Annotated in this window: 21 protein-coding genes; 9 read left to right on the forward strand and 12 right to left on the reverse strand. The window is 68.5% G+C overall.

The features are described from left to right. Window positions 1–448 precede the first annotated feature (448 nt). The 4 genes from RSP_RS06915 to RSP_RS06930 all read right to left on the reverse strand — a co-directional run bounded on the left by RSP_RS06915 (window position 449) and on the right by RSP_RS06930 (window position 4,827). Window positions 449–2,470 (reverse strand): ASKHA domain-containing protein, encoded by a 2,022-nt coding sequence (locus RSP_RS06915; protein WP_011337730.1) that lies wholly within the window; start codon window positions 2,468–2,470, stop codon window positions 449–451. 134 nt (window positions 2,471–2,604) lie between these two features. Then, window positions 2,605–3,579: a methyltetrahydrofolate cobalamin methyltransferase gene (locus RSP_RS06920; protein ID WP_002719921.1), complete on the reverse strand. Its 975-nt coding sequence runs from the start codon at window positions 3,577–3,579 to the stop codon at window positions 2,605–2,607. Next, window positions 3,576–4,505 (reverse strand): methylenetetrahydrofolate reductase, encoded by a 930-nt coding sequence (locus RSP_RS06925; protein ID WP_017140202.1) that lies wholly within the window; start codon window positions 4,503–4,505, stop codon window positions 3,576–3,578. Before RSP_RS06925 ends, RSP_RS06920 begins: the two co-directional genes overlap by 4 nt. A gap of 28 nt (window positions 4,506–4,533) precedes the next feature. Further along, window positions 4,534–4,827 (reverse strand): virulence factor, encoded by a 294-nt coding sequence (locus RSP_RS06930; protein WP_011337732.1) that lies wholly within the window; start codon window positions 4,825–4,827, stop codon window positions 4,534–4,536. Window positions 4,828–5,096: 269 nt separating this feature from the next. Between RSP_RS06930 and RSP_RS06935 the strand changes: the two genes are divergently transcribed. Together RSP_RS06935 and RSP_RS06940 are read left to right on the forward strand one after the other, a co-directional pair. Then, window positions 5,097–6,233 (forward strand): Ppx/GppA phosphatase family protein, encoded by a 1,137-nt coding sequence (locus RSP_RS06935; RefSeq protein WP_011337733.1) that lies wholly within the window; start codon window positions 5,097–5,099, stop codon window positions 6,231–6,233. Beyond that, a complete protein-coding gene (locus tag RSP_RS06940) occupies window positions 6,230–6,964 on the forward strand; it encodes an RlmE family RNA methyltransferase (RefSeq protein WP_011337734.1) in 735 nt (244 codons plus the stop codon). The genes RSP_RS06935 and RSP_RS06940 overlap by 4 nt, the downstream gene beginning before the upstream one ends. A gap of 150 nt (window positions 6,965–7,114) precedes the next feature. Here RSP_RS06940 and RSP_RS06945 read toward each other — a convergent pair whose 3' ends face one another. Further along, window positions 7,115–7,681, reverse strand: a complete 567-nt coding sequence (locus RSP_RS06945) for a YcbK family protein (protein ID WP_009562233.1) — start codon at window positions 7,679–7,681, stop codon at window positions 7,115–7,117. Between the two features lie 318 nt (window positions 7,682–7,999). Here RSP_RS06945 and RSP_RS06950 point away from each other — a divergent pair, with 318 nt between their 5' ends. The 4 genes from RSP_RS06950 to RSP_RS06965 are packed head-to-tail and all read left to right on the forward strand — an operon-like array spanning window position 8,000 to window position 12,270. Further along, a complete protein-coding gene (locus RSP_RS06950) occupies window positions 8,000–9,610 on the forward strand; it encodes a L,D-transpeptidase family protein (protein ID WP_023003614.1) in 1,611 nt (536 codons plus the stop codon). Between the two features lie 48 nt (window positions 9,611–9,658). Next, window positions 9,659–10,750 carry a UDP-3-O-(3-hydroxymyristoyl)glucosamine N-acyltransferase gene (locus RSP_RS06955; RefSeq protein ID WP_009562231.1) on the forward strand — a complete coding sequence of 364 codons (1,092 nt, stop codon included), beginning with the start codon at window positions 9,659–9,661 and terminating at the stop codon, window positions 10,748–10,750. Between the two features lie 33 nt (window positions 10,751–10,783). Next, entirely contained in the window at window positions 10,784–11,050 is a 267-nt protein-coding gene (locus RSP_RS06960) for an acyl carrier protein (protein ID WP_002719929.1), read from the forward strand. A gap of 11 nt (window positions 11,051–11,061) precedes the next feature. Continuing rightward, on the forward strand, window positions 11,062–12,270 hold the full coding sequence (locus tag RSP_RS06965) for a beta-ketoacyl-[acyl-carrier-protein] synthase family protein (protein ID WP_011337737.1): 1,209 nt from the start codon (window positions 11,062–11,064) through the stop codon (window positions 12,268–12,270). A 67-nt stretch (window positions 12,271–12,337) separates the two neighbouring features. Here the strand turns inward: RSP_RS06965 and RSP_RS06970 are convergent, their stop codons facing one another. Together RSP_RS06970 and RSP_RS06975 are read right to left on the reverse strand one after the other, a co-directional pair. Beyond that, window positions 12,338–13,006 carry an invasion associated locus B family protein gene (locus RSP_RS06970; protein WP_011337738.1) on the reverse strand — a complete coding sequence of 223 codons (669 nt, stop codon included), beginning with the start codon at window positions 13,004–13,006 and terminating at the stop codon, window positions 12,338–12,340. Between the two features lie 534 nt (window positions 13,007–13,540). Continuing rightward, window positions 13,541–15,007, reverse strand: a complete 1,467-nt coding sequence (locus RSP_RS06975) for a catalase (RefSeq protein WP_011337739.1) — start codon at window positions 15,005–15,007, stop codon at window positions 13,541–13,543. Window positions 15,008–15,108: 101 nt separating this feature from the next. Here RSP_RS06975 and RSP_RS06980 point away from each other — a divergent pair, with 101 nt between their 5' ends. Continuing rightward, window positions 15,109–16,035, forward strand: a complete 927-nt coding sequence (locus RSP_RS06980; protein WP_011337740.1) for a hydrogen peroxide-inducible genes activator — start codon at window positions 15,109–15,111, stop codon at window positions 16,033–16,035. A gap of 28 nt (window positions 16,036–16,063) precedes the next feature. Here the strand turns inward: RSP_RS06980 and RSP_RS06985 are convergent, their stop codons facing one another. Next, window positions 16,064–16,612, reverse strand: coding sequence for a peroxiredoxin (locus RSP_RS06985; RefSeq protein ID WP_009562223.1), 549 nt, complete (start codon window positions 16,610–16,612; stop codon window positions 16,064–16,066). A gap of 161 nt (window positions 16,613–16,773) precedes the next feature. Then, window positions 16,774–17,505: an aquaporin gene (locus RSP_RS06990; protein ID WP_002719935.1), complete on the reverse strand. Its 732-nt coding sequence runs from the start codon at window positions 17,503–17,505 to the stop codon at window positions 16,774–16,776. A 136-nt stretch (window positions 17,506–17,641) separates the two neighbouring features. On the opposite strand from RSP_RS06990, the gene lipA reads away from it, so the two are divergent. After that, a complete protein-coding gene (gene lipA, locus RSP_RS06995) occupies window positions 17,642–18,604 on the forward strand; it encodes a lipoyl synthase (RefSeq protein ID WP_002719936.1) in 963 nt (320 codons plus the stop codon). A 72-nt stretch (window positions 18,605–18,676) separates the two neighbouring features. Here the strand turns inward: lipA and RSP_RS07000 are convergent, their stop codons facing one another. The 3 genes from RSP_RS07000 to hpt all read right to left on the reverse strand — a co-directional run bounded on the left by RSP_RS07000 (window position 18,677) and on the right by hpt (window position 20,984). Further along, on the reverse strand, window positions 18,677–19,567 hold the full coding sequence (locus tag RSP_RS07000; protein WP_011337741.1) for a cytochrome c: 891 nt from the start codon (window positions 19,565–19,567) through the stop codon (window positions 18,677–18,679). 3 nt (window positions 19,568–19,570) lie between these two features. Continuing rightward, window positions 19,571–20,032, reverse strand: a complete 462-nt coding sequence (locus tag RSP_RS07005) for a c-type cytochrome (RefSeq protein ID WP_011337742.1) — start codon at window positions 20,030–20,032, stop codon at window positions 19,571–19,573. A gap of 406 nt (window positions 20,033–20,438) precedes the next feature. Then, a complete protein-coding gene (gene hpt, locus RSP_RS07010) occupies window positions 20,439–20,984 on the reverse strand; it encodes a hypoxanthine phosphoribosyltransferase (protein WP_002719939.1) in 546 nt (181 codons plus the stop codon). Between the two features lie 91 nt (window positions 20,985–21,075). Between hpt and RSP_RS07015 the strand changes: the two genes are divergently transcribed. Beyond that, on the forward strand, window positions 21,076–21,528 hold the full coding sequence (locus RSP_RS07015; protein ID WP_002719940.1) for a type II toxin-antitoxin system RatA family toxin: 453 nt from the start codon (window positions 21,076–21,078) through the stop codon (window positions 21,526–21,528). Window positions 21,529–21,570 lie beyond the last annotated feature (42 nt).

Here is a 21,570-nt window from a genome sequence, read left to right on the forward strand (position 1 = left end):
TCGTCAAGCGGTTGGATGGGGCATTCCTCCGAGGCCTTCGGAGGCGGAGCCAGGCCGGAGCCGCCACGGGCGAGGAGGGGCGCCCTGCCGTGCCTGGGGCTCGGCAGCCGCCCGGGCGAGACCGAGGGAGGAGCATGGCGGCCGAGCAGCTCCATCCCGGCGGCCTCCCGCCTCTCCGCAGGGTATCGGAGTCTCCTGCCTTGTCCGAGAGACAGGCGACAGGCGCGCTGTGCATCTTTGCACAGGAGGTTGATCCGACCTCTGCGCCGTGCCTCCCATGTCCGGATGATGGGCAAGGCGCGCGCCGCGTATATCTTCGCGCAAGAGGTTCGCCGGACCTCTGTGCTGCACCTCCTTTGTCCGCGGCACGCGAGCCGAGCAGGCTGCGGCTGGCAGGGGGGCTGCCGCGGCGTTCCGGTCTTGGTTGGGAACAGCCGGGGCCGGCGGATCAGCCTCTCCGGCGCCGGCGTTCGCTGCCGCCGCCGCTGTTGAAGGCGGGCTCGGGCAGGCTGACCAGCGCGCGCAGGCAGGGGAACGGGGCGGTCGCGTGGGGGATGGCGTTCGCCGCCACGAAATGCTCCTGGAAGCGCGGCTCGATGGCGGTCTCGACCTTGTGGATCCGGTGGACCAGCTCCTCGATCGCATCCCGCGCCGCGACCGAGGCGAGGGCGATCCGGGCGCCCGTGCCCGCGGCATTGCCGGCGGACAGCACCTTCTCGAGCGGCACGTCGGGGATCATGCCCAGCACCATCGCGTGCTTCGGGCTGATATGGGCGCCGAAGGCCCCGGCCAGAACCACGCGGTCGACCTTCTCGATGCCGATCTCGTCCATCAGAAGCTGCGCCCCCGCGTAGAGCGCGGACTTGGCCAGCTGGATGGCGCGGATGTCGCCCTGGGTCACGAGGATGCGCGGGCCGCCCGCGGCGCTGGCATCGTGGAGGAGATAGGAATGGGTGCGCCCGTCGGGCTCGCAGCGCGGGCTGCCGGTCTGCTCGGCCGATCCGATCAGGCCGCGCGCGTCGAGAAGCCCCGCCATCCGCATCTCGGCCACCGCCTCGATGATGCCCGAGCCGCAGATGCCGGTGATGGGTCCAGCGGCCTCGGCGAAGCCCGGATCGTCCGACCAGAGGTCGCAGCCGATCACGCGGAAGCGCGGCTCCTTGGTGGCGGCGTCGATCTCGACCCGCTCGATGGCTCCGGGCGCCGCGCGCTGACCCGACGAGATCTGCGCGCCCTCGAAGGCAGGGCCGGTGGGCGAGGAGCAGGCGAGCACCCGCGCCTCGTTGCCGAGCAGGATCTCGGCATTGGTGCCCACATCGACGATCAGCACCATGTCCTTGGATTTCTGCGGCTCTTCGGCCAGAGCCACCGCGGCGCAGTCGGCCCCGACATGGCCCGCGATGCAGGGCAGGACATAGACCTGCGCCGCCGGGTTGACAGCTGACAACTCGAGGTCGCGGGCGTCGAGCGAGAGGCTCGAGCCGGTGGCGAGCGCGAAGGGCGCCTGACCGAGTTCCACGGGGTCGATGCCGAGCAGCAGATGGTGCATGACGGGATTGCAGACAAAGACCAGCTCGTAGATCGAGGCCGGATCGACGCCCGCCTCGGCCGCGATCTCGGCTGCGAGCCGGTCGATGGCCTCGCGCACGGCGCGGGTCATCTCGACATCGCCGCCTGGGTTCATCATCGCGTAGCTCACCCGGCTCATCAGATCCTCGCCGAAACGGATCTGGGGGTTCATGAGGCCGCTCGAGGCGAGCACCCGTCCGTCGCGCAGGTCGCAGAGATGCGCCGCGATGGTGGTCGATCCGAGATCGATGGCCAGCCCGTGGATGGGGCCCTCGAAGAAGCCGGGCCAGAGATCGAGGATCCGCGGCGCGGCATCGTGATTGCCGCGGTGGAGCGCCACGGTGACCTTCCAGCCGCCCTTGCGCAGCGCGGGCTGGAGGCGGCGCAGGATCGAGAGGTCGGCCTCGACCCGCTCGACGCCCCACTGTTCACGCAGCGCGGCTTGCAGCCGCTCGAAATCGCCCGAGGGCTCGTGCATGTCGGGCTCGGCCACCTCGACGAGGAGGGTGCGGGTGGCGGGATCCATGGCGATCTCCCGCTCGGCGGCGGACTTGCGGATCACCTGCTTGTGGACCTGGCTTTCGGGCGGCACGTCGATCACCACGTCCGACAGGATCTGCGCCTGACAGCCGAGCCGGCGGCCGTCGATCATGCCGCGCTTCGAGCGATACCTCTCCTCGACCGCGTTCCAGTCGGAAAGCGCGTCGCGCGCCACCGTCACCCCGTGCTTGGCGAACTCGCCGAAGCCGGGCTGGACCTGACATTTCGAGCAGATCCCGCGCCCGCCACAGACCGAATCGAGATCCACGCCCAGCTGGCGCGCGGCGGTGAGGACCGGCGTTCCGACCGGAAAGCGGCCGCGCTTGCCCGAGGGGGTGAAGATGACCAGCGGATCGGACATGGGCGGGAACTCCGTCAGGAAGGGGCAGGCTCAGGCAGATATGCGACGGGGGAGCCGCTGGTGCCAGCCGCTCCCCCGCAGGATGTCGCGCGGATGCGCGGGAGCCGGGCAGGGCCGCCCGGTCCGAAGCCCCGTCAGGCGCGGGCGCGGCGACGGCCGCGGCCGCCGGCGGCGGCCTGCGCGGCGCAGGCCTCGGGGAAGGTGGCCCCTTCCTTGACCGCATCGAGGATGCGCGAGAAGCGGATCCATTCGCTGCCGTTCGGATCGTGGTTCATCAGCATGTTGGCGGCGCGGATCGCCTCCATCTCGACCGAGCGGACCGGGTTCATGATGGCCGAGGTCATGCCCGCGCCGATGGCCATGGGCAGGAAGGCCGCGTTGACCCCGTGCCGGTTCGGCAGGCCGAAGGAGACGTTCGAGGCGCCGCAGGTCGTGTTCACGCCGAGCTCGTCGCGCAGCCGGCGGACGAGGGCGAAGACCTGCTGGCCGGCCGAGGCCATGGCGCCGACCGGCATCACCAGCGGATCGACCACGATGTCATGCGCGGGAATGCCGAAATCGGCCGCGCGCTCGACGATCTTCTTCGCCACGGCGAAGCGCACGTCGGGGTCCTGGCTGATGCCGGTGTCGTCGTTCGAGATCGCCACCACCGGCACGTTGTACTTCTTGACCAGCGGCAGGACGAGCTCCAGCCGCTCTTCCTCGCCCGTCACCGAGTTCAGCAGCGGCCGGCCCTCGCAGGCCGAGAGCCCCGCCTCGAGCGCGCCGGGCACCGAGCTGTCGATGCAGAGCGGCACGTCGGTGATGGCCTGAATGCGGGCCACGAGTTCCTTCATCAGCGGCGGCTCGACGAAGTTGTTGTCGGCGTAGCGCGGATCCTCGGCCATCTTGTTGGTGAAGACCGCCCCGGAGTTCACGTCGAGAACCGTGGCGCCGCAGGCGACCTGCTCGAGCGCGTCCTTCTCGACGGTCGAGAAATCGCCCGCCTCGAGTTCGGCCGCCAGCTTCTTGCGCCCCGTGGGGTTGATGCGCTCGCCGATCACGCAGAAGGGCTCGTCGAAGCCGATGACGACGGTTTTCGTTTTGGACTCGAGGACGGTACGGGTCATGCTTCAACCTTTTCCATGTTGGCCGGGATGCCGGAGCGGCCGCCGTTCGCGGTCACCCACTCGGCGTTGGTCTTTATCCCGCCAAGCGGGAAGAAATGCACGGACTCGATGCCGAACATGTGGTTCTTGGCCTTGTGCGCCGCGATCCCGGTCACGAATTCGGTGGGCTCGTAGGGCAGGAGCAGTTTGGTCACATCCATGGCGCGCTTCTGAAGCACGCGCATCGAGGGGCCGACGCCGCAGGCCACGGCGAACTTGATCATGGTCTGAAGCTTGGCGGGGCCGGCGATGCCGATATGGATCGGAAGCGCGATGCCTTCGGCGGCCAGACGCTCGGCCCAGGCGATCACCGGATCGGGCTCGAAGCAGAACTGGGTGGCGATGGCCATCTTCGCGTCGGTGCGCTCGGCGAAGGCCTGTTTCCAGCGCAGCGCCTCCATCACCATCCGGTCGGAGCCGTCGGGATCGATGTCCTTCGAGCCCTCGGGGTGGCCCGCCACATGCAGCCGCTCGAACCCGTCGAAGAGGCCGGTTTCGAGAAGCTGCATCGAGGAATGGAAGTCGCCCTGCGGGGCGCGCAGACCGCCGGCGAGGATGAGGCCCTGCTTCACGTCGGCCTCGCCGCGGTAGCGGGCGATCCAGTCGGCGAGCGTCGCGCGATCCTTGACGATGCGCGCGGGGAAGTGCGGCATCACCGGGAAACCCTCGGCGTTCAGGCGCTTCGCGGTCGCCACCATCTCCTCGATGGGCGTGCCGTCGATATGGGCGATATAGACCCGGGTGCCGCGGGGCAGGAGGTCGCGGAAGTCGGCGATCTTCTCGGCGGTGCGCGGCATCACCTCGATGGAATAGCCCTTCAGCAGCGCCTCGACGGGGGCGAGAGCGGAGGGAGCGGCCGCCTCGCGGCGGAGTCGGAAAAGCGCCATGGCGGCCTCCTTCAGGCGGCGGGGCAGGTCAGGCCCGGCCATCGTTGTCGATAAGCGCCCGGAGGCGCGCGGCATCGTATTCGCGGTCGAGACGGTCGGCCTCCGCGCGGGCGAGCGCTTCGGGCTCGCCCTCGGCGTCGTGCGTGGCCTTGCGCCATTCGGCGAGGTAGGCATCGCTGTCCTTCGCGCCGATCTTCATGGCGCAGCGGTCGATCGCCTGTTCGAAACGCTCCGGCAGGGGCGCCTTGGAGCCCTTCCGGCCGCGGCCCACGATGACCTGGGCCGGGATGTCTCGCCAGTAGACGATGGTGACTTCGGGCATCGACGATTCCTCTTCCTTGGCCTCTCATACGCGTCGCAATGCCGCGCTCGGCGTCGGTTTTCGACATGGTGCGCGCGCGGAGCGACGCCGCCCCTCCGGGCGGGGCCGACCGTCCCCGGTGCGCCACAATCGCAGGCGCTTCAACGGGGTCGGGGGGCGCCCGGGACCCTGCCGAGATGCGGCCCGCGGCGCGCGCCCTGCGACGATCCGACCTTGCGGCGGCAGGCTCGCGCGCATACTCTTGGAGCAACCATGAATGGAGGGCGACGATGACGCCCGAGCGTCCCAGGGGTGCGGACGCGATCCCGGCGCGCGACGAGCTGATCGTCGGCGCAGCAGTGGAACCTTCCGTCACCCCGCCAAGCGACCGGGGGCAGCTTTATGCGGCGCTGGACCTCGGCACCAACAGCTGCCGCATGCTGATTGCCCAGCCGAGGGGCAGTCAGTTTCAGGTCGTGGATTCCTTTTCCAAGACCGTGCAGCTCGGCGTCGGGCTGGAAGCCTCCGGCCGGTTGTCGCGCGCCTCGATGGGGCGCACGATCCAGGCGCTCAGGATCTGCCAGAAGAAGATCGAGAAGCATCAGGTGCGCCGGATGCGGCTGGTGGCGACCGAGGCCTGCCGCAGGGCCCGGAATGCGCGCGACTTCATCCGCCAGATCCGGCGCGAGACCGGCCTCGCGCTCGAGATCATCGCGCCCGAGGAAGAGGCGCGGCTGGCGGTGATCTCCTGCGCGCCGCTCGTCTCGCGGCGCACCGAGCAGCTTCTGGTGGTCGATATCGGCGGCGGCTCGACCGAGCTCGTCTGGATCGATCTCTCGGCCGTGCCGCGCGACGACCGGCCCAAGGCGATCATGCGGCTGCATTCGGGCTTCACCCCGCAGGGGATCGGGCCCGAGGCGCGGGTGGTGGACTGGATCTCGGTGCCGCTGGGGGTGGCGACCCTCAAGGACCAGTTCGGCGACGTGGACGACGATGCCGCGCGCTTTGCGCTGATGAGCTGGTATTTCGAGGAGAATCTCGCGAGCTTCTCGCCCTACAATGCCGAGAACCCGCGCGAGGGGTTCCAGATCATCGGCACCTCCGGCACGATCACCACGGTCGCGGCCTCGTTTCTCGGCCTGCGGCGCTACGACCGGACCAAGGTGGACGGGCTGCACATGACCTCGGACCAGATCGATACGGTGATCCGCGACCACCTGACCCTCGGCCCCGAGGGGCGGCGCACCGACCCGCGCATCGGACGCGAGCGGCATTCGCTCATCATGTCGGGCGCGGCGATTCTCCAGGCCCTGATGCGGATCTGGCCCACGGACCGGCTGTCGGTGGCCGACCGGGGCCTCCGCGAGGGGCTTCTCTATGCACAGATGAGCGCGGACGGCGTTCTGGAAGACGGACCCTACAAATGACCACGAAGAACACATCGGGCCGGGGACAGCGCGAGCTGCGCGTGCGGGTGAAGACGGCGAAGGGGCGCAAGCTCTCCTCGACGCTCTGGCTCGAACGGCAGCTGAACGATCCCTACGTCATCCGCGCCAAGAAGGAAGGCTACCGGGGCAGGGCGGCCTACAAGATCCTCGAGCTCGACGACAAGTTCGGGTTCCTCAAGCCCGGCGGCCGCGTGGTCGATCTGGGCTGCGCGCCCGGCGGCTGGTGTCAGGTGGCGGTCGAGCGGGTGAATGCGCTCGGCCAGAAGAAGAACAAGCCCGAGGGCACGGTGCTGGGGGTCGACCTGCAGGAGGTCGAGCCGATCAGCGGCGCCGAGATCCACCAGCTCGACTTCCTGTCGGACGATGCCGACGAGAAGGTGAAGGGCTGGCTCGGCGGGCGGGCCGATGTGGTGATGAGCGACATGGCCGCCGCCGCCTCGGGCCACAAGGGCACCGACCACCTGCGCATCATCGCGCTGTGCGAGGCGGCCGCGGCCTTCGCCTTCGACGTGCTGGAGGAAGGCGGAACCTTCGTGGCCAAGGTGCTGGCGGGCGGCGCCGAGAATGAGCTTCAGGCCCTCCTGAAGAAGAATTTCACCAAGGTCGCCAATGTGAAGCCGCCGGCGAGCCGGGCCGACAGTTCGGAAAAGTTCGTCGTGGCGATGGGCTTCCGCGGACGCGCGTCCGAGCCGGAGGAGGGCGAGGCCTGAGACGGTGACCGGGCCAGAAGAATGGGCGCCTTGAAGGCGCCCGTCACCATACTCGGAGACAGAGGGCGATCGGCGACCCCGGGGGCGGCCCGGCCAAAAGAAAGGGCGCCCCGGAGGCGCCCGTGATCCTGATCGGAAGAGAGGGGACGCTCAGCGACCCCAGTGGCGGACCGGGCCGCAATCCATATGGACGAAGTCCGAGCGCGAATAGCGGCCGACGCCGCCCGAGGCGCAGGCTTCCGCCGCCTTGGCCATCTGGCCCACCGAGCGGGATTTCAACCGCAGGTCGGCCGCCTGACCCTTGAGATGGAGGGAATTCCGGGCCACGCCGCTCGACCGCGAGCGCAGCATGGCGTTGGTCTTGGGGCAGCGGTAGCCCGAGAGCAGCATGTAGGGCTCGCTCACATCCATCAGGCGATGCGAGGCCGCCATGATGTCCACCGTGCGCGCGTCGATGCGGATGACGTCGTTCGTCCGCCAGTCGCGCATGAAGTGATTGATTTCCTTGAGAGCTTCCGGAATGTACTCGCCCTCGATCCAGTAGATCGTATCCATCGACTCGCCGGTGCGGCCCGAATACATGCGGATCCGTCGCACATCGCCCGCTCCGCGGAGAAATCCGAACGCATTCGCGTAGGTGGGAGCCGCAACCACGGCAGTGGCGGCAAACGCACCCAAAAGGCCGCGCCGCGTGATGAGCGTGTTCGTCAGTGTCATGATGAGCGCCTGTCCCGTCGCCTGGTCTTCTGTCCGCCTGTTCCGGCGGCTTTCTTTGCTACTCGTCCCCAAGTGCTTACCTCCTATGCCATATGGTTCCCTGCAACAGAAGTGCCGGATTGGCCGCACCGCCGCAGTTAATGTCCGATAGGCAAAAAATTGCTGAATGATCGCCCGTCGATCGGCAGGATCGGGAAAGTTGGGCGGCGTGACGAAAAAGCGACAAAAGCCGGGGGCCACGCGGTGACCGATTTACGCCGCCGGGCAAATAGCCGAAGTTGGTAGAGAATGCAGCGACCATCCCCGCTTGAGGTGCCAATGTCCTCCCCCTTCCGTTGCAAGGCCGGTCTCGGGCTTGCTCTCTGTCTGTCCGTGGCGCTCGGAGCGGAGGCTTTCGCGAATCCCCCGGCGGCCCCGGTCGAGCTGACGCCCTTCAGCCGCTCGGTGGCCGGGGCCGCAGGGCGGAGCGAGCTGATCGCGCAGTTCTATGCGGACCGGTCCTACCGGACGCTCTGGACCGGGCCCGAGGATGCGGCCCGCCGCGAGGCGCTGCTGACGGCCATTGCAGAGGCACCGGCGCACGGATTGCCGGTGCAGCGCTACGATGCCTCGGCGCTGATCGCGCGGTTCCGCGCCGCGCGGACGGAGGCCGACCGCGGGCGGCTCGAGGTGGCGATGACGCAGGCGCTTCTGGCCTGGGCGCACGATCTGCATGGCGGCGCGCTCGAGCCGGGCAAGGTCGATCCCGGCATCAAGCGGGCGGTGAAGCGGCTCGATCCGCGCAGCGTCCTGACCGCCTTCGAGGCGAACCCGGTGCATTTCCTCGACAGTCTCGCGCCGCGCGGGCCGGACTATGCCCGGCTGATGCGGGCGCGGCTGGATCTCGAGGCGACCGTCGCCGCGGGCGGCTGGGGGGCGGCGGTGCCCGCGGGCAAGCTGAAGCCCGGCGCCACGGGGCCGGGGTTTCTCGCGCTGCGCGACCGGCTGATGGCGATGGGCTACCTCGGGCGCAGCACCGCCGCGAGCTACGATGCGGAGGTGGCGGCAGCGGTGCGGTCGTTCCAAACCGACCATGGGCTCAGCCCCGACGGGGTGGCGGGCGAGGGCACCATCGCCGCGCTGAACGTGGCGCCCGAGGCGCGGCTCAAGTCGATCCTCGTGGCGCTCGAACGCGAACGCTGGCTCAGCATCGACCGCGGCGAGCGGCACATCTGGGTCAACCTCGCCGACTTCTCCACGCGCCTGATCGACAATGGCAAGGTCACGTTCGAGACCCGGTCGGTGATCGGCAAGGACAGCCCGGACCAGCGGACGCCGGAATTCTCGGACGAGATGGAATATATGGTGATCAACCCGTCTTGGCATGTGCCGCGGTCGATCACCACGAAGGAATATCTGCCGCTCCTGCAGCGCAATCCGAACGCGGCGGGCCATCTGAAGCTGATCGACAGCCGGGGCCGCGAGGTCAGCCGCGGCGCGGTGAACTTCAACGCCTACAACGCCCGGAACTTCCCCTTCTCGATGCGCCAGCCGCCCTCGGACGGCAATGCGCTGGGGCTGGTGAAGTTCATGTTCCCGAACCAGTGGAACATCTATCTGCACGACACGCCGTCGAAGTCGCTGTTCGACCGCGAGGTGCGCGCCTTCTCGCATGGCTGCATCCGTCTGGGGCGGCCGTTCGACTTCGCCTATGCGCTGCTCGCCGCGCAGACCGACGACCCCGAAGGGCTGTTCCAGTCGCATCTGTCGAGCGGCAGGGAGAGCGTCGTGCGGCTGGAAAAGCCCGTGCCGGTGCATCTGGTCTATTTCACCGCCTGGGCCGGCCCCACGGGGCAGATGAATTATCGCGACGACATCTATGGCCGCGACGGGGTGATCTTCGACGCGCTGTCCGAGGCCGGGGTGGTGCCGGGCGCGGTTCAGGGCTAAATCTTCAGACGGGGCGGCAGCGGGCCGCCGAGGGTTCGGAGCGGCACCATGGGCCATACCATCCGCGAGATCGCCACGGCGCTGGACGCCGAGGCCGCCGGCAATCTCGATCTCGTCGTGACGCGCGCGGCCGAGCCTGCCGCGGCCGACGCCGACGCGCTGGCGCTGGCGATGGACGCGCGCTACGCCGAGGGGATCCGGCAGGGCGCGGCGCGGGCCGCGATGCTCTGGCAGGGGGCCGACTGGCAGGCGCTGGGGCTGGAGGCCGCGATCTTCGTGCCGCGCGGGCGCCTCGCGATGGCGGGCCTGTCGCGGATGCTCGATCCCGGCCCGCAGATCGCGCGGGTCGTGCATCCGATGGCGCTCGTCGATCCCACGGCCGAGATCGGCGCGGATGCGGCCATCGGGCCCTTCGTCACCATCGGCCCGCAGGTCCGCATCGGCCCGAATGCCCGGATCGCAAGCCACGTCTCGATCGCCGAGGGCGCCGAGATCGGGGCGGACGCGCTGATCCTGCAGGGCGCGCGGATCGGCGCGCGGGTGCGGATCGGCGACCGGTTCATCTGCCAGCCGGGCGCCGTGATCGGCGCGGACGGCTTCTCCTTCGTCACGCCGGAGAAATCCGGGGTCGAGGAGATCCGCGAGACGCTGGGCGAGCGCGAGGAGATCCGCCAGCAATCCTGGGTGCGGATCCATTCGCTGGGCTCGGTCCGTCTGGGCGACGATGTGGAAGTGGGCGCCAATTCCACCATCGACCGCGGCACGATCCGCGACACGGTGGTGGGCAACGGCACCAAGATCGACAATCTCGTGCAGCTCGGCCACAATGTGCAGGTGGGCGCGGATTGCCTGATCTGCGGGCAGGCGGGCGTCGCGGGCTCGGCCCGGATCGGCAACCGCGTGGTCCTCGGCGGACAGGTCGGCGTCTCGGACAATATCTTCGTGGGCGACGATGTGATCGCCGGCGGATCGACCAAGATCCGCACCAATGCGCCGGCGGGCCGGGTGATCCTCGGCGATCCGGCGGTGAAGATGGAAACGCAGATCGAGATCCAGAAGGCGATGCGCCGTCTGCCGCGGCTGGCCGCGACCGTGGCCGCGCTTCAGAAAGCTGTTTCATTGAAGGGGCAGAGTGACTAAATCACCGCCACGAGACGGTGCAGGGGGAAGACCATGGCACAGAGCGTTCAGGAAAAAGTCATAGCGATCATTGCGGAGCAGGCGGTGCTTGAGCCCTCCGACGTGAAGATGGATGCCACGCTCGAAGAGCTGGGCATCGACAGCCTGGGCCTCGTCGAGTCGATCTTCGCCATCGAGGAAGCCTTCGACATCTCGGTGCCCTTCAACGCCAACGATCCCGAGGCGAGCGGCTTCGACATCTCGTCGGTGCGCGCCATCGTCGCGGCAGTCGAGGGGCTGGTGGCCCAGCAGGCTGCCTGAACGGACGGCACATGAAACGAGTGGTCATCACGGGCGCCGGCACGATCAACGCGCTGGCGCACGATGTGGCGGGCACGCTTGCGGCCTTCCGCGAGGGGCGCTGCGGCATCACCGAGCTCGATATCCGCGACAAGGACCGGCTGTCGATCCAGATCGGCGGGCAGGTCCACAACTGGGATCCCGAGGCGCATTTCAACCGCCAGCAGATCGTCCTCTATGACAAGTTCACCCAGTTCACCCTGCTGGCCGCCCGCGAGGCGGTGGCGCAATCGGGGCTGACCTTCGCGGGCAGCCTCGGGCTCGAGGCCGGGGTGATCCTCGGCACCGCGGGCGGGGGCGTGAACACCTGGGACGAGAATTACCGGGTGGTCTACGAGGAGGGCAAGAACCGCGTCCATCCGTTCGTCGTCCCGAAGCTCATGAACAACGCGGCCGCCTCGCATGTGTCGATGGAGTTCCAGCTGCGCGGGCCTTCCTTCACGGTGGCCACCGCCTGCGCCAGCTCCAACCATGCGATGGGACAGGCCTTCCAGATGGTGCGCTCAGGGATGGCGCGGGCCATGCTGACCGGCGGATCCGAGGCCATGCTCTGTTTCGGCGGCATCAAGGCCTGGGAGGGCCTGCGGGTGATGTCGAAGGACGCCTGCCGGCCGTTCTCGCTCAATCGCAACGGGATGGTGCAGGGCGAGGGGGCGGCGATCTTCGTCTTCGAGGAATATGAGCACGCCCGTGCCCGCGGCGCCGAGATCCTCGCCGAGGTGATCGGCTTTGCCATGACGTCGGACGCGTCCGACATCGTGATGCCCTCGAAGCTCGGCGCGGCGCGCGCCATCGAGGGGGCGCTGAGGGATGCGCGGGTCACGCCCGACGCGGTGGGCTATATCAACGCCCACGGCACCGGGACGGCGGCCAACGACAAGACCGAATGCGCCGCGGTGGCGGATGTGTTCCGCCATCATGCCGACCGGCTGATGATCTCTTCGACCAAGTCGATGCACGGGCATCTGATCGGCGGGACGGGGGCGGTGGAGCTTCTGGCCTGCATCCTCGCGCTGCGCGAGGGCGTCATTGCGCCCACCATCGGCTATGAGGAGCCGGACCCGGAATGCGCGCTCGATGTGGTGCCGAACGTGGCGCGGCAGGCGCGGGTGGATGTGGTGCTGTCGAACGCCTTCGCCTTCGGCGGGCTGAACGCCGTGCTCGCCCTGCGGCGGGTCTGATCGAGCGGCTGAAAAGCGAAACGCCGCCCGGGGTGCGGGCGGCGTCTCTCGGAGGCTTGCGGGAAGGTTATTCCGCGGCGGGCTTCTGGGCCGCTTCGGCCTTCTCGTTCGAGGCCTTCACCGCGTCATAGGCGGCGGTGAAGCCTTTCAGCGAGACGTTCAGCGCGACCTTCTGATCCGGCGCCACGGCCGGCACGATGGTCACGACGCTCTTGTTGCCCTTCTTGAAGGCATCCACCTCGGCCTGGGTGAAGCCCACACGCGCGAAGCAGCCGGCGCGGTTGCACCAGGAGAAGGGATAGACCTTCGGCTTGGCCGCATCGACGCCCATCGTCAGATTGGCGGTCAGCAGCGTCTCGAGCGGCGCCACGATGGTCGCGCCGGCCGCGGCCTGCTGGCCCGCGGGCAGGGCGAACATGCTGATCTCGGCCACCGAGTTGCCTTCGCCGTCCTTCAGAAGCTGATACATCTGGCACGGGTCAGCACCGTCCTCGGTGCGGACGCAGCGCTGTTCCCAGTCGCCGTGGGTCGCGGCGACATAGGTGGAGCCGATCCCGTCGGCCGGGTCTTCCTGACCCATGGACAGCCCCTGCGGAGCCGCGGCGCCTTCGGCGGGCGCCTGCGCGGCGGGAGCGTCGGCGGCCGGAGCGGCCGGCGTGTCCTGTGCCCAGGCGGCGGGCGCAAGGGCTAGGCCCAGAGCCATGACGCAGAGGGTTTTCAGTTGCTTGCTCGACATGCGCGATCCTGTCCTCACATTATGTCGAGCGCGCTGTAGCACGCCCGCCCCACAGTGTCAGGTGCCAAATGCGCGAGGGACTGCGGGCGGCGGGGCCTCGCCCCTGCAATGAGGCCCCGGGGCGTAGGGGGGAAGCACAGGCGGCGCCGAAAAGCGAAAAGGGCCGGCAATCCGGCCCTTCTCAGCGTCAATTTTGCTCCCTGTCGGACTGGCCGACTTCATCTGAGGGGGAACGCTAAGGGCTAAAGGCAAGCCCGTCAACAGGGAATCGCCCCTGCAACCGCTGCCGAAAAGACAGGAAAAACCGCGCCTTCGAGAGAAGGCGCGGCCAGTCCAGTTCAGGGAGGAAGGAACACCGGCGGCTGATGGGCACCGCCGGTAGAGAGAAGAATCGCAGGGATAGTTTAAGGATCTATTGTTTCCGCGCGCGAACCGGCGGCCTCTCGTTGCCTCGCCTGAAGACGAACGGCCGGAGGGATCGCTCCCTCCGGCCGCCGGGGCAGGGTGCCTCCTTCGGCGTGTCTGCCGGACGTTTTACTCGGCCGCCTGAAGGGCGCCGGCGAGCCGCGCACGGGCCGCCCGGATGCCCTCGCCGTAGGCGGGGCTCACCCGGTCGAACTGGGCGATGGCCCGGTTCGCGATCTCCTCGGGGATGCCCGCCATGGCTTCGGCGATGTTGGCATAGAGCCGGGCCCGCTGCTCGTCCGTCATCACCTTGTCATGCAGGGCGCGGGGCTGGCTGTAGTCGTCGTTGCCCTCGCGGTGGTTGTAGCGCGCCGCATCGCCCGAGATCCTGAGCGGCGGCTCGGCCACCGCCGGATCCTCGACGGCAGCGCCCGGCACCGAGTTCGGCTCGTAATAGGCATCGACCGCGCCGGTGCGATGGCCGAAGAAGTTCATCTGGCCGTCCTTGTGGTAGTGATGCACCGGGCAGCGCGGCGCGTTCACCGGCAGGGCCTCGTAGTGCGTGCCCAGCCGGTAGCGGTGCGCGTCGGCATAGGAGAAGACGCGGGCCTGCAGCATCTTGTCGGGGCTGTAGCCGATGCCCGGCACCTTGTTCGACGGCGAGAAGGCCAGCTGCTCGATCTGGGCGAAGTAGTTGTCCGCATTGCGGTTCAGCTCCATCACGCCGACCTCGATCAGCGGATAGTCCGAATGCGGCCAGACCTTCGTCAGGTCGAACGGGTTGTAGGGCGTGGTCTCGGCCTCGGCCTCGGGCATCACCTGCACCATGAGGCGCCATTTCGGGAAGCGGCCCTCCTCGATGGCGCCGAACAGCGCCTCCTGATAGCCCTCGCGGGTGCGGCCGACGATCTCGGCGGCCTCGGCATTGGTGTAGTGCGCGTGGCCCTGCAGGGTCTTCCAGTGGAACTTGACCCAGAACCGCTCGCCCTGCGCGTTCCACAGCGAATAGGTGTGCGAGCCGTAGCCGTTCATATGCATCGGATCGACCGGCAGGCCGCGGTCGGACATCAGGATCGTCACCTGATGCAGCGACTCGGGGCTCAGCGACCAAAAGTCCCACATGGCCGTGGCCGAGCGCAGGTTGGTGCGCGGGTGGCGCTTCTGGGTGTGGATGAAGTCGGGGAACTTCATCGGGTCGCGCACGAAGAACACCGGGGTATTGTTTCCGGCGAGGTCCCAGTTGCCTTCCTCGGTATACATCTTCACCGAGAAGCCGCGCACGTCGCGCTCATGGTCGGCCGCGCCGAGCTCGCCCGCCACCGTAGAAAAGCGCACCGCGAGATCGGTCTGCTTGCCCACTTCCGAAAAGACCTTGGCGCAGCTGTAGCGGGTGATGTCGTTCGTCACCGTGAAGGTGCCGAAGGCGCCCCAGCCCTTGGCATGGACCACACGCTCGGGAATGCGCTCGCGGTTCTGGTGCGCGAGCTTCTCGATCAGCTGGTAATCCTCCAGCAGCACCGGACCGCGGGGACCCGCGGTCAGCGTGTTCTGGTTGTCGGCGATCGGCGCGCCGGCCGTCGTGGTCATCCGGGTCATGATGGTTGCTCCCTCGGTTGGCGTCGTTGCCCGGTGACATATGCCTGATTTTTGGAATAAATATAAATCGGATCTTCTGTGTAATGCGATAAGGTCAGCTTATGAGACTCACGCTGCGGCAGCTTTCCTACTTTCTGGCCCTCGCCGAGGAGCGCCATTTCGGCCGCGCGGCCGAGCGGGTGCATGTCTCGCAGCCGGCCCTGTCGATGCAGATCCGCGAGATGGAGGAGACGCTCGACGCGGTCCTGTTCGAGCGCCATCCGCGCGAGGTGCGGCTGACGGCGGAGGGGCGCGAGGTGGAGCTGCGCGCGCGGCGCATCTTGGCCGAGGTGACGGAGCTCGAGGCGGCGGCGCGGCAGCGGGGCCTTGCGCAGAGGGTCAATCTGGGCGTGATCCCCACGGTTGCGCCCTATCTTCTGCCCGAGGTGCTGCCTCTGCTGCGGGCGCGGGACATCTCGCGCGACCTGCGCGTGCGCGAGGCCACCACCGACATCCTCCTGTCGGCGCTCGACCGCGGACAGATCGACGCCGCGGTCATTGCCGCGCCGCAGGCGGTGGCGGGGCTGAAGCTGGTGCCGCTCTTTTCCGACCGGTTCCTGCTGGCGGGGCGCGAGTCGATGCTGTCGGCGGCGGGGACGGAGGCGCTGCGGCCGGTGGCGCTCGACCCCGACCGGCTGCTGCTGCTCGATGAGGGCCATTGCCTTGCGGATCAGGCGCTCGAGGTTTGCGGGATGGACCGGCGGCAGGCGCGGCTCGACCTCGGGGCCTCGTCGCTCACGACGCTCTGCGGGCTGGCGGGGCAGGGGCTGGGGATGACCTTCCTGCCCGAGATCGCCTGGCGGCAGGAGCGGGCGGCGGCGCCGGGGCTGGCCGTGCGCCGCTTCTCGACGCCCGAGCCCGCGCGGCAGATCATGCTCGCGCGGCGCGCGGCCAGTTCGGCATCGGACTGGTTCGAGGATCTGGCGCGGATGCTCGCGCAGGCGGGCGAGACCCTGACCGGCCTCGCGCGTGCGGCGGTGCCCGCCTGAGGGGCTGCCCGCGCCAGATCCGCAGCTCTCAGGCGGCGGCGCCCTGCGCGTCGGCCGCGAGCCACTCCAGCACCGTGTCGGGCGAGGAGACGCCGTAGGGGTCTTCGCCGTGGTTGTCGCAGAGGCCCGGCTCCTCGAACCAGGCTTCCACGCGGCCGTCCTTCACGATGGCCGCATAGCGCCAGGAGCGCAGGCCGAAACCGAGGTTGTCCTTGCGCACCAGCATGCCGACGCGGCGGGTGAACTCGCCCGAACCGTCGGGGATCACCTGCACATTTTCCAGACCCTGCGCCTTGGCCCACTGGTTCATGACGAAGCTGTCATTGACCGAGAGGCAGTAGATCGCGTCGATCCCGTGCGCCTGGAAGTCGGCGAAGCCCTTCTCGAAGCCCGGCAGCTGGTAGGTCGAGCAGGTGGGGGTGAAGGCGCCCGGCAGCGCGAACAGAACGCAGCGCTTGCCCGCGAAATAATCCTCGGTGGTCATGTCCTGCCAGCGGAACGGGTTCGGCCCGCCGAGGCTGTCATCGCGGACACGGGTGCGGAAGGTCACGGACGGGAGCTTGGAACCGGGCAACATTGGAATGATCCTCACTTTGCGACTGGCGGTTGCGGACTGTGGGTCCTCCGCTAAACGCCCGCTGCCCGAGGGTCAAGATGCTGCGGCGCGGCGGGAGGGGTCCGCCGCGCCGATGCTGAAGGGATGGGCGCTTCCGCGCGTTTTGCAGCCGCCGGAGCGGCTCAGAGCGTGGCCGCGCCGGTTGCGGGCGCGGGTTCGATCCCGCCCGGACGGAAGAAGCCCGAGGCATGGGCGAGGCCCGCCGCCGCCCCGCCGGCAAGCGGCGCCACGATGAAGACCCAGAGGTCCGAGAGCGCCTTGCCGCCCACGAAGAGGGCGGGTGCCAGCGACCGCGCCGGATTGACCGAGACGCCGGTCACGTTGATGCCCACCAGATGGATCCCGGTGAGGGTGAGGCCGATGGCGAGGCCCGCGAGCGCGGTCGAGGCGCTCGAGACATGCGAGGCGGTGGCCGCGAGGATCACGGAGACGAAGACGAAGGTCGCGATCAGTTCGAAGATCAGCGCCGCGCCCATGGAATATTCGCCGAGATAGCCCGCACCGAACCCGTTCTGGCCGAGCCCGTCGGTCGCCAGCACATAGCCCGCCTTGCCCGAGGCGATCAGGAAGACGACGAGCGAGCCCAGAAGCGCGCCCGCGATCTGCGCCAGCACATAGCCGCCGAACTCGGCCATGGGCATCCGCCCCGCCATGAGAAAGCCGAGCGAGACGGCGGGGTTGAGGTGGGCGCCGGAAATGGCGCCCAGCGAGTAGGCCGCGGCCACGATCGACAGGCCGAAGGCGAGGGATATTCCCAGCATGCCGATCTGCGGTCCCATCAGGACGGCGGCTCCGCATCCGAAGAAGACGAGAATGAAGGTGCCGAGCAGTTCAGCCAGGAGCTTCTTGGTCATGAATGGTCTCCGAGATGAAGGAATAGGCCTGGGCAGCTCTTCGAGCCGGGAAGGCGCCTCTGCCCTGCGCAACCTTCGCAGTGCGGGCTGGCTTCGCCGCGCGCGACGGCCTATATGAACACGGAATGTCGCTTTCATGATCGGAAAACTTGTGCGCGACCTGAAGATTCCCGACCAGCGCCACCCGGAGAAGGCGCACCGGCCCGACAACGTCCAGCCCAAGAAACCGTCCTGGATCCGGGTCAAGGCGCCGACGTCCGAGGGCTACAAGGAGACGCGGGACATCATCCGCGGCCAGAAGCTCGCCACCGTCTGCGAGGAGGCGGGCTGCCCGAACGTCGGCGAATGCTGGAGCCAGGGCCACGCCACCATGATGATCATGGGCGAGATCTGCACCCGCGGCTGCTCGTTCTGCAACGTGGCAACGGGCCGGCCGCAGGCGCTCGATGCGTTCGAGCCGGGCCGCGTCGCCCATGCGGTCAGCCAGCTCGGGCTGAAGCATGTGGTGGTGACGAGCGTCGACCGCGACGATCTCGAGGACGGGGGGGCCGAGCATTTCGCCCAGACCATCCGGGCGATCCGCCATCGCGCGCCGGCCACCACCATCGAGGTTCTGGTGCCCGACTTCCTGAAATGCGGGCCTTCGGCGCTCGAGACGGTGGTGGCGGCACGTCCCGACGTCTTCAACCACAATCTCGAGACGGTGCCCGGCCTCTATCCCGAAGTGCGGCCCGGCGCGCGCTACTTCCACTCGCTGCGGCTCCTGCAGCGCGCGAAGGAGCTCGATCCCTCGATCTTCACCAAGTCGGGCATCATGGTGGGCCTCGGCGAGGACCGGCAGGGCGTGCTGCAGGTGATGGACGACATGCGCTCGGCCGAGGTCGATTTCCTGACCATCGGCCAGTATCTCCAGCCCACGCCCAAGCATCACCGGGTCGACCGGTTCGTGACGCCCGAGGAATTCGCGGGCTACGAGAAGGCGGCCTACGGCAAGGGGTTCCTGATGGTCTCGGCGACGCCGCTCACGCGCTCCTCTTACCATGCGGGCGACGATTTCGCCCGCCTGCGCGACGCCCGACAGAAGCGCCTCGGGGCCTGAGCGCCTCCGATTCGAAAGACGCCGGCGGGATGTCATGTCCCGCCGGCGTTTCTTCATGGGGCAGGGCGGCGCTCACTCGATCGCCGGCACCCGCTTCAGATAGGCGGCGATGGCGCGGCGATCCTCGTCGGGCAGCTGGCTCGTGTTGCGCACCACATCCGCCATCTGCCCGCCGGCCGAATCGTAGTCCGGCGTGAAGCCCGAGCTCAGATATTCGGCGATGTCGCCCGCGGACCAGTCGAGCTTGGCCGGGGTGATGTTCGGGATCGTGCCGCGCCCCTCGGGGTTAGGGCCACCGGCGAGCCACCGGCTCTTGTCGCGCAGACCCAGCCCGTTGCGGGGCGTGTGACATTCGCCGCAATGGCCGAGACCCTCGACCAGATAACGCCCGCGCTCTTCCTCGGGTGCGAGGTCGCCCTCCACGATCCAGGACGGACCGCCCGCTAGGAGCTTCCAGCCGCCGAGGATGATCCGCTGGTTGAACGGGAAGGCCAGATCGTGCGGCTCGTCCGCGCGGTCCGAGGGCGGCAGCGTATCGAGGAAGGCCTTGAGATCCGCCACGTCCTGCGGCTCGACATGGGCGTAGGAGGTGTAGGGGAAGGAGGGATAGTAATGCGACCGCTCGGGCGAAGTACCGTGGCGGAGCGCGGAATCGAGATCCGCCACCGTCCAGCCGCCGATGCCGTGATCGGGATCGGGCGAGATGTTCGGCACGACGAACGTGCCGAAATCTGTGGTGAGCCTCTCGCCGCCGGACAGCACGAGCCGGGCCTCGCCGCTGGCATCGGGCGCCGCGTGACAGGAGGCGCACCCCCCGGCCCAGAAGATGCGCTCGCCCCGCGACGCCTCGCCGGTCAGTCCGGCGAAGAGCTCCGGGTCGCTCTTCACGGGCCGGGTGAGCCAGAGGCCCGCCGCCCCCGCGATCAGCACGAGCGCGAGGCCGGCGGTCAGACTGCGCCGCACGGGTCAGTCCTTCTGACGGTAGGTCTCGTGGCAGCTGCCACAGGCGGCGCCCAGATCGCGCATCGCGCCCTGCAGCGAGGCGAGGTCGGTGCCCGCCGCGGCCTGCATCTTGGCCGCCGCTTCTTCCATGCCGCTGATCTTCTGGGCGAAATCGTCGGGCTTCTCCCAGATCGCGGGCAGGGCCTCGCTGTCTTCGGCTTCACCCACGGCCGAGCCCTTGGGGAACAGTTCCGGCGAAATCACCGAGGCCAGCGCGGAGAGGTTCGAGGCGGCCTTGCCTGCAACCTCCGCGTCGTAGGGCGTCTCTTCCTTCGCCATGCCACCGAGCTTGCCCAGCTCATGGGCCATGAGCGTCATCAGGCCGTGGCGCCCTTCGATCATGCGCTCGATCTGGCGCGCGTCCTGGGCGAGGGCGGGCATGGCCACGAGAGAGAAAGTCAGGGCGAGGGCGGGAATGGGTCGCATGGACGCCTCCTGGCTGGTGCTACGATCCCGGAAATCTAGCCCGCCGGTCGCGACAGACATACTGGAAAAATGCAACTTTAATGTGATCGTGGACCCGCTGGCCAACTCGCGCCGACCGGGGCCCTGAGACTTCGCTCGATCCGTAGGGTCCGTTCGCCACTCCGGCGTCTCGGCGAGACCCGTGGCCGGCTTCGGTCTCCGCAGGCTTGCGGCTACGGGCCCAAGAACACCGTTCAACCCCACCGCGTCAGAAATTTCGATCAGGCGGACAGGCCGATGCCGGCTGCCCGCGCCCTTGCCGGCTTTCGACGTTCAGGCGCCGCGATGGGCTGCGGGGGCAGGATCCGCACTGGCGAGGGCGGGCCGGTCGCGGCGCCGCGTCCACCGGCGAGAGCAGGCCGCTCGGTCAGCCCTCTTCGAGGAAGCGCACCTTGCCGATGAAGGGCAGGTTCCGGTTGCGCTGCGCGAAGTCGATCCCGTAACCCACGACGAACTCGTCGGGAATCTCGAATCCGGTCCAAGTCGCGCGGATGTCCACCTCGCGCCGCGAGGGTTTGTCGAGCAGGGCGCAGACCTCGAGCCGCTTCGGCTCGCGCGAGCGCAGGAGCCGCACGACATGGGAAAGGGTGAAGCCCGTATCCACGATATCTTCGACGACGAGCACGTCGCGGCCGGCAATCTCGCCGCGCAGGTCTTTGAGGATGCGCACCTCCCGGCTCGAGGTCATGGCATCGCCGTAGGAGGAGGCCTCGAGGAAATCCACTTCGACCGGCAGGTGGATCTCGCGGACCAGATCGGCGATGAAGACGAAGGAGCCGCGCAGCAGGCCCACCACCACCAGCTTCTCGGTCTCGGCGAAATGTTCGGTGATCTGGCGCGCCAGCACCTCGACCCGCGCGGCGATCTGTTTCGGAGAGATCAGCTGGTCTATGACATAAGGTCTCGTCGGCATGGCGCCCTCTTGCATCCTGCCGCCCCTTTATCCAGAAACGACGCCCAAGTCACGCCCGACCGGGGCCGTTGCCCGAGGACCGAACGCCGCGATGCCGACCCACTCCGAGAGCCGCCCGCTCCCCTGGTCCGCCCAGGAGATGTATGACCTCGTCGCGGACGTGGAGCGCTATCCGCAGTTCCTGCCGTGGAACTCGGCGGCCCGCATCCGCTCCAGAAAACCCATTGAGGGCGGGGAGTTGATGGAGGCGGATCTCGTGATCTCCTTCAAGGTCTTCCGCGAGCGGTTCGGCAGCCGGGTGAAGCTCTTTCCCGAGGCGAAGCGGATCGAGACGGAATATCTCGACGGGCCGTTCAAATACATGCGCTCGTCCTGGAGCTTCCGCGACCGGCCCGAGGGCGGCTGCACCGTGGATTTCTTCGTCGATTTCGAATTCCGCAACGCGATCCTGCAGGGGATCATCGGCGTGGTGTTCAACGAGGCCATGCACCGGATCGTCCGCGCCTTCGAAAAGCGCGCGCAGGCGCTCTACGGACCGCGCTGACGTCCGCGCGACTTGCGGGAGGAGATGCCAGCCGGGCGGCGC

It is taken from the genome of Cereibacter sphaeroides 2.4.1, from assembly GCF_000012905.2.
Taxonomy (GTDB): Bacteria; Pseudomonadota; Alphaproteobacteria; order Rhodobacterales; family Rhodobacteraceae; genus Cereibacter_A; species Cereibacter_A sphaeroides.

Coding starts and splice junctions, on each gene's coding strand:
- RSP_RS06950 (WP_023003614.1), top strand. CDS start 8,000: ATGTCCTCCCCCTTCCGTTGCAAGGCCGGTCTCGGGCTTGCTCTCTGT.
- RSP_RS07005 (WP_011337742.1), bottom strand. CDS start 20,032: ATGCGACCCATTCCCGCCCTCGCCCTGACTTTCTCTCTCGTGGCCATG.
- RSP_RS06990 (WP_002719935.1), bottom strand. CDS start 17,505: ATGACCAAGAAGCTCCTGGCTGAACTGCTCGGCACCTTCATTCTCGTC.
- RSP_RS06980 (WP_011337740.1), top strand. CDS start 15,109: ATGAGACTCACGCTGCGGCAGCTTTCCTACTTTCTGGCCCTCGCCGAG.
- RSP_RS06920 (WP_002719921.1), bottom strand. CDS start 3,579: ATGACCCGTACCGTCCTCGAGTCCAAAACGAAAACCGTCGTCATCGGC.
- RSP_RS07015 (WP_002719940.1), top strand. CDS start 21,076: ATGCCGACCCACTCCGAGAGCCGCCCGCTCCCCTGGTCCGCCCAGGAG.
- RSP_RS06945 (WP_009562233.1), bottom strand. CDS start 7,681: ATGACACTGACGAACACGCTCATCACGCGGCGCGGCCTTTTGGGTGCG.
- RSP_RS06915 (WP_011337730.1), bottom strand. CDS start 2,470: ATGTCCGATCCGCTGGTCATCTTCACCCCCTCGGGCAAGCGCGGCCGC.
- RSP_RS06975 (WP_011337739.1), bottom strand. CDS start 15,007: ATGACCCGGATGACCACGACGGCCGGCGCGCCGATCGCCGACAACCAG.
- RSP_RS06965 (WP_011337737.1), top strand. CDS start 11,062: ATGAAACGAGTGGTCATCACGGGCGCCGGCACGATCAACGCGCTGGCG.
- RSP_RS06940 (WP_011337734.1), top strand. CDS start 6,230: ATGACCACGAAGAACACATCGGGCCGGGGACAGCGCGAGCTGCGCGTG.
- RSP_RS06955 (WP_009562231.1), top strand. CDS start 9,659: ATGGGCCATACCATCCGCGAGATCGCCACGGCGCTGGACGCCGAGGCC.
- RSP_RS06930 (WP_011337732.1), bottom strand. CDS start 4,827: ATGCCCGAAGTCACCATCGTCTACTGGCGAGACATCCCGGCCCAGGTC.
- RSP_RS06985 (WP_009562223.1), bottom strand. CDS start 16,612: ATGTTGCCCGGTTCCAAGCTCCCGTCCGTGACCTTCCGCACCCGTGTC.
- hpt (WP_002719939.1), bottom strand. CDS start 20,984: ATGCCGACGAGACCTTATGTCATAGACCAGCTGATCTCTCCGAAACAG.
- RSP_RS06960 (WP_002719929.1), top strand. CDS start 10,784: ATGGCACAGAGCGTTCAGGAAAAAGTCATAGCGATCATTGCGGAGCAG.
- RSP_RS06970 (WP_011337738.1), bottom strand. CDS start 13,006: ATGTCGAGCAAGCAACTGAAAACCCTCTGCGTCATGGCTCTGGGCCTA.
- lipA (WP_002719936.1), top strand. CDS start 17,642: ATGATCGGAAAACTTGTGCGCGACCTGAAGATTCCCGACCAGCGCCAC.
- RSP_RS06935 (WP_011337733.1), top strand. CDS start 5,097: ATGACGCCCGAGCGTCCCAGGGGTGCGGACGCGATCCCGGCGCGCGAC.
- RSP_RS06925 (WP_017140202.1), bottom strand. CDS start 4,505: ATGGCGCTTTTCCGACTCCGCCGCGAGGCGGCCGCTCCCTCCGCTCTC.